Annotated in this window: 7 protein-coding genes, 1 tRNA gene and 1 pseudogene; 8 read left to right on the plus strand and 1 reads right to left on the minus strand. The window is 74.4% G+C overall.

From position 1 onward, the window contains the following. The first annotated feature begins 163 nt into the window (after nucleotides 1-163). From ACFW1I_RS34095 to ACFW1I_RS34110, 4 genes and pseudogenes are all read left to right on the plus strand, one after another. The gene (locus tag ACFW1I_RS34095; protein ID WP_031009417.1) at nucleotides 164-454 is read left to right on the plus strand and encodes a hypothetical protein; all 291 of its coding nucleotides are present in this window, start codon (nucleotides 164-166) and stop codon (nucleotides 452-454) included. Between the two features lie 110 nt (nucleotides 455-564). Then, nucleotides 565-861: a hypothetical protein gene (locus ACFW1I_RS34100; RefSeq protein ID WP_384677262.1), complete on the plus strand. Its 297-nt coding sequence runs from the start codon at nucleotides 565-567 to the stop codon at nucleotides 859-861. Between the two features lie 80 nt (nucleotides 862-941). Next, nucleotides 942-1,301: pseudogene (locus ACFW1I_RS34105) on the plus strand (helicase); the annotation flags it as partial. Between the two features lie 156 nt (nucleotides 1,302-1,457). Continuing rightward, entirely contained in the window at nucleotides 1,458-1,871 is a 414-nt protein-coding gene (locus ACFW1I_RS34110; protein WP_384677264.1) for an SH3 domain-containing protein, read from the plus strand. On the opposite strand, the gene ACFW1I_RS34115 is transcribed toward ACFW1I_RS34110, so the two are convergent. Next, a complete protein-coding gene (locus ACFW1I_RS34115; protein WP_384677266.1) occupies nucleotides 1,868-2,491 on the minus strand; it encodes a peroxiredoxin-like family protein in 624 nt (207 codons plus the stop codon). The two genes, ACFW1I_RS34110 and ACFW1I_RS34115, sit on opposite strands and share 4 nt — an antisense overlap. An 80-nt stretch (nucleotides 2,492-2,571) precedes the next feature. On the opposite strand from ACFW1I_RS34115, the gene ACFW1I_RS34120 reads away from it, so the two are divergent. The 4 genes from ACFW1I_RS34120 to ACFW1I_RS34135 all read left to right on the plus strand — a co-directional run bounded on the left by ACFW1I_RS34120 (nucleotide 2,572) and on the right by ACFW1I_RS34135 (nucleotide 4,469). Beyond that, nucleotides 2,572-3,186 carry a TetR/AcrR family transcriptional regulator gene (locus tag ACFW1I_RS34120; RefSeq protein WP_384677268.1) on the plus strand — a complete coding sequence of 205 codons (615 nt, stop codon included), beginning with the start codon at nucleotides 2,572-2,574 and terminating at the stop codon, nucleotides 3,184-3,186. 95 nt (nucleotides 3,187-3,281) lie between these two features. Further along, on the plus strand, nucleotides 3,282-3,638 hold the full coding sequence (locus ACFW1I_RS34125) for a hypothetical protein (protein WP_031014634.1): 357 nt from the start codon (nucleotides 3,282-3,284) through the stop codon (nucleotides 3,636-3,638). Between the two features lie 122 nt (nucleotides 3,639-3,760). After that, on the plus strand, nucleotides 3,761-4,405 hold the full coding sequence (locus ACFW1I_RS34130) for a hypothetical protein (RefSeq protein WP_384677270.1): 645 nt from the start codon (nucleotides 3,761-3,763) through the stop codon (nucleotides 4,403-4,405). Then, a tRNA-Lys gene (locus tag ACFW1I_RS34135) sits at nucleotides 4,396-4,469 on the plus strand. Before ACFW1I_RS34130 ends, ACFW1I_RS34135 begins: the two co-directional genes overlap by 10 nt. The last annotated feature ends 53 nt before the right edge of the window (nucleotides 4,470-4,522 follow it).

Raw genomic sequence — 4,522 nt, forward strand, 5'->3', positions numbered from 1 at the left:
TGTGTGCTAAGGGCGCGGGCAAGCCGTTGGCTACTTACCTAATTATGAACAACCTGTACGGCACCGGGGCCCCCCCCCCGCGGGGGGGGGGGGGGGCCCCGCCCCCCCCCCCCGGGCCCCTTCTCCTCCCCCGCACGCATCCGATCAAGGAGTACGCATCGCCATGGCCCGTTTCGACGTCAACGCCGCCCGTGCCCAGCGCCAGGAGGCCCACGGCCGCACCTGGTCCTTCGAGCTGGACGGCGACACCTTCACCCTCCCGACGGAGCTGTCCCGCGCGACCGCCAAGGGGCTGCGCAAGCTCGACGACAACGACGTGGACGGTCTGCTGGCGCTCCTGATGGGCGCGGAGCAGTTCGCCCGCTTCGAGGAACACGACGTCACCATGCAGGACATCGCCGCCGTCCTGGAGGCGTACGGCAAGGAGACCGGGCTCGGCCTGGGGGAAGACTGAGCCTCGTCGAGTTCGTCGACGAACACGCCGAGGCCCTCGAAGCGGACTTCCTCCGCTACTACGGGACCGACCTGCTCGACTGGCACCGCGGTGAGCTCTCCAGCCGACGGGTGCTCGCCCTGATCAAGCACCTGCCGCGGGACAGCGCCCTGCAGCGCGAACTGCACGGCGAGGCCGCCGAATGGTCGGTCACCGACCATCTGCTCGCGGCGGCGGTGGACCATCTGGCCATCGCCAACTGGATGTTCCAGTGCGTCAACGGCGCCGAGGACGGCGACCAGCCCGACCCCCCGCAGCCGGTGCCCCGGCCGGGCACCGGGCAGGACGGGGAGGAGACCCCGGACGGCGGGCCGGAACGGGCCCCCGAGGCGGTCTCCGCCGGCGAGCTGGCGCGCTTCTTCGGCTGACCGCCGGGCAGCGCGCTCCCCGGGCCCCCGGGGGGGGGGGGCGCCCGCGGCCGGTGGCGGGGGGCCCACCCCCCCCCGGCGACCAGGCGGCGGCCGTCCGCGCGGCCCTGGCCGGGCTCGGCGTGTCGGGGGTGACGGTCGACACGGCCAACCGGCTCCAGGGCCGCGAGTACGACGTCACGGTCGTCCTCCACCCGCTGTCGGGCCGCCCCGACGCCACCGCCTTCCACCTGGAGACCGGCCGCCTCTGCGTCCTCGCCTCCCGCCACCGCCACGCCTGCGTCGTGGTCTGCCGCGCCGGCGTGACGGACCTCCTCGACGCGCACCCCTCCACGGAACCGGTCCAGCTGGGCGTCACCGTGAAGTTCCCGGACGGCTGGGAGGCCAACCACGCGGTGCTGTCGCACCTGGCGGAACACCGGGTGACCTGGACGCCCTGACCGGCCGCGACCCGTCTCCTCCCTCCTGTGAGCTGGGCTTTTTCGGTGGGCCGCAACAGCGTGGCCCGGTTCTGCCGGGATCAGTCATGGTTGCCGGACGGCGCGGGACCGCGGACGGGTCCGCGCCTCCGGAAACCACGCAACGGGAGGAACGAGATGCGAACTCTCAAGAGCCGTACGGCAGTCGCGGTGACCACGGGCGCGCTGGCGCTCGCCGGGATGCTGGGCACGGCGGGCACCGCGGCCGCCGCCCCCGCCGACACGCGGCAGACGGCGGCGGCCGGCGAGGCGGTCCAGCCCCAGGCGGCCCTCGTCTACAGCCGCAAGGTGTGGAAGGACGTGAACCACCGGTCCGGGCCGTCGAGTTCCTACCAGATCATCGGCAAGCTCTACGCGCCCAACTACTACCCGGTCAGCTGCTGGAAGTACGGCGAGTCGGTGACCGCCGAGGGCACCACCAACAACGTGTGGATCCTCGCCAAGAACGCCAGCGGCGCCTGGGGCTGGTCCAGCGCCATCTACTTCTCGGGCGACAAGTACGCCAACCTGCCCCTGTCCGCCCAGTGCTAGCCGCCCGCCCCCGAGGCCGGGGCCGCCGCGAGGGCCAGGAGCTCGTCGACCGACCACTGGTCGTCGATGTGCTCGCCGTACTTCGCGGCGGCGATCCGGCCGTCCGGGGTGATCAGGAAGTCGGCGGGGAGACCCGTCCTGCCGTGGGGCTGGGAGGCGGCCGGGAGCCCGCCCCGGCCGCGGAGCAGCTCCACGGCGCCGCCGAGCACGCCCCGGACGATCCCCGGCCATCCCCTCGGGTCCAGCAGGGCCCGGCGGTGCGCCTCGACGCCGAACTCCCGGTACAGCTCCTTGCCGGGGTCGGCGACGACCGCGAACGGCAGCCGCTCCGCGTGGACGCGGAGCTCACCGGCCGGCGAGTGGAAGAACACCACCTCCCGGATCCCGGCCCGCTCGATCTCGTCGTGGCGCCGGACCACCGAACGCAGGTGGAGGTGGCAGACGGGACAGCCGGCGAAGCGCCGGAACTGCGCGTGGACGACACGCCCGGGGTCCGGCACCGTCAGCGGCGGGCCGACGACCGGGGCGAGCGTGCGGACGGGTACGGGGTCGCCCGGCCGGAGCCGGTCGCCGGTGCGGGTGGCGGGGGTCGAGGGGCCGTGGGACGAGGGCGTGCGCATGGATCACCTTCCGCTGCGGACTCGTAGGCGTACGGCGTACTCCTACGAGGGTAGGCGTAGGGCGTACGCTGTCAACCGCCATGCCACGACCCCGCTCCCTCACCCCCGACCGGCTCGCCGCCGCCGCGCTCGCCGTCGTCGACCGCGACGGGCTCGCCGCCCTGTCCATGCGCACCGCCGCCAAGGAGCTCGGCATGAGCCCGATGGCGCTCTACCGGTACGTCGCCGACCGCGAGGAGCTGGAGCGGCTGGTCGTCGACCGGATCCTCGGCGCCGTCGACACCGACCCGCCGCCGGGGGGCGCACCCTGGGCCGAACGGGTCGAGGTGATGACCGGGCGGCTGCGCGAGGCCGTCGCCCGCCACCCGGAGGCGGTCCCGCTCACCGTCGCCCACCGCCACCGCTCCCGCGGCGGGCTGCGCTGGTCGGAGAGCGTGCTCGGCATCCTCGCCGAGGCCGGGATCGACGGCCCCCGGCGCGTGGTCGCCCTGCGGGCCCTGCACGGATACGTCACCGGCGCGATCCAGCTGGAGCACCGGGGGCCGCTCGCCGGCCCCGGCACCGAGGCGATCGCCGGGCTGCCGGCCGACGAGTTCCCGCTCCTGACCGCGACGGCCAGGGAGGCCGGCCGGGTCACCCCGGACGAGGAGTTCTTCGGCGGGCTCCGCCTGCTGCTGCGCGGTCTGGGCGGCTGAACCCCCGGCGACCGGGGGCGGTCTTGCGGGGCGCGGGAGAATGGGGGGTGGTCCGGGTGTCCGGGTCATGCGTGCGCGCGAGGAGGAACGGAACGATGGCGGAACCCGCGGAGCGGAGCGGACAGCGGCGGCTGCGACCGGCGCCCCTGATCTTCGAGCCTGCCGAGGCGACCGCCGATCCGGAGCACTTCTTCGATCTGGAGTCGATCGAGGACCCGAAGGAGCTGCTGTCCCGGGCGACCGAGCTGACACTGGCGTTCCGGGCGGCGACGGACCGGGCGATCGAGTTCCAGGCCGTCGCGGCGGCGCAGCTCGCGGACCCGAAGCGGTTCGACCGGCTGACGGCGGCGGACGTGGCCGAGCGGGCGGCCTGGACCGAGGACTACGCGCGCAAGATGATCGAGTTCGGGCGGGACCTGATCCGCACGAACGGGCGGCCCGCGGAGGACTGACGCCGCCGGGCGGAACAGGCGTTCGGCATATGCGGGGCGCACGATACTCCTCCCGGAGGGGCCGTGTCCGCGTTTCCGGCAACTCTCGGCCTTCGCCTCGTCACCGGCGGTAGACCTGTCGCATGACGACGACGACCTGGCTGCGCGACGAGACCCCGTACACCCCCGACGTCTTCCGCTTCCTGCGGGCGGGGGACGAGGACCGGCACCAGACCGCCCGGGTGACGGCGGACGGCGCCGCCTGGCTGGCCTCGGCGGCGAACGGGGACCTCGGGGCGTCGCTCGCGCGCTGGGAGGCGCGGCCGGAGTCCCCGGCGGTGCTGCCGTGCGGGACGGTCTTCGACGTCGTCAGCGTGGACCCGGTCTTCGGGCGGCGGATGCTGGACCGGCTGTGGGAGGAGGGCCCGGGCTCGGGCCCGGTCGCCGCGCACCGGGGCCGGATGCTGCTCTTCGCCGCGCCCGGCACGGCCCAGCGGCTGCCCGCGCTGCTCGACTGGGAGGAGTGGGGCGACGCGGTGCCGCGCCCGCTCTGCCACGGCACGGGCGACGCGGTGACCGTGCCGGCGCTGGTGCCGGGCGGAAGCGGGTCCGGACCGCGCTGGCTGGTCGCCCCGGACACCCGGAGCCCGTGGCTGCCGGGGCCCGAGGTGATGCTGTGGGCCTGTGTGCGGGCGGCCCGGATGGTTTCCGCGGCCGACGTGCGGGTATCGATTTTTGCTCCCGCCGCTCAGGATGCTAATGTCTACGACGTCAGCAGGCGCCGCTAGCTCAGTTGGTTAGAGCAGCTGACTCTTAATCAGCGGGTCCGGGGTTCGAGTCCCTGGCGGCGCACCGACAGAGAAGGGGGGGGGCGCGGGGGTGGGGGCGGGGGGTGTTGATGGGTT

This window comes from Streptomyces sp. NPDC058955, assembly GCF_042741435.1.
Classification (GTDB): Bacteria; Actinomycetota; Actinomycetes; order Streptomycetales; family Streptomycetaceae; genus Streptomyces.

Excerpts from the sequence above, each read along its gene's own strand:
- ACFW1I_RS34110 (WP_384677264.1), top strand. The coding sequence starts at position 1,458 with ATGCGAACTCTCAAGAGCCGTACGGCAGTCGCGGTGACCACGGGCGCG.
- ACFW1I_RS34115 (WP_384677266.1), bottom strand. The coding sequence starts at position 2,491 with ATGCGCACGCCCTCGTCCCACGGCCCCTCGACCCCCGCCACCCGCACC.
- ACFW1I_RS34125 (WP_031014634.1), top strand. The coding sequence starts at position 3,282 with ATGGCGGAACCCGCGGAGCGGAGCGGACAGCGGCGGCTGCGACCGGCG.
- ACFW1I_RS34120 (WP_384677268.1), top strand. The coding sequence starts at position 2,572 with ATGCCACGACCCCGCTCCCTCACCCCCGACCGGCTCGCCGCCGCCGCG.
- ACFW1I_RS34130 (WP_384677270.1), top strand. The coding sequence starts at position 3,761 with ATGACGACGACGACCTGGCTGCGCGACGAGACCCCGTACACCCCCGAC.
- ACFW1I_RS34095 (WP_031009417.1), top strand. The coding sequence starts at position 164 with ATGGCCCGTTTCGACGTCAACGCCGCCCGTGCCCAGCGCCAGGAGGCC.